Here is a 388-nt window from a genome sequence, read left to right as displayed (position 1 = left end):
ATACACGTCCCAACCGGAAGCCGACGCGGCCAAGACCGTGGATGCCTTCAAGAAGGCGCAGCCGGGTATCGATGTGAACATCTATCGCTCGGGAACGAGCGACATCCTGACCAAGATGGCGGCCGAGTTTGCCGCCGGCAGCCCGCAGCCCGACGTGCTTCTGATCGCCGATGCGGTCTCGATGGAGCTGTTGAAGAAGGACGACCGGCTGCTGCCCTATCCCGAGGCAAAGCTCGAAGGCATCGAGGCGGATGCCTATGATGCCGGCAAGACCTATTTCGGCAGCAAGCTGATCACCACGGGCATCGTCTACAACACCGCGGCCGCCGAAAAGCCGGAGCATTGGGCCGATCTCGTCAAGCCGGCCTATGCCGACGGCCTGGTCATG

The 388-nt window shown here is 62.4% G+C and carries 1 protein-coding gene; it reads left to right on the top strand.

Annotated elements, in window-relative coordinates:
* Positions 1-388, top strand: a 388-nt coding sequence (locus EN885_RS33250; RefSeq protein ID WP_128335271.1) for an extracellular solute-binding protein, incomplete at both ends; no start/stop codon positions are given.

The sequence above is a fragment of the Mesorhizobium sp. M6A.T.Cr.TU.014.01.1.1 genome, assembly GCF_004022765.1.
Taxonomy (GTDB): domain Bacteria; phylum Pseudomonadota; class Alphaproteobacteria; order Rhizobiales; family Rhizobiaceae; genus Mesorhizobium; species Mesorhizobium mediterraneum.
The sequence above is the reverse complement of the archived record's forward strand: the minus strand, read 5'-3'. Positions and strand labels throughout refer to the sequence as shown.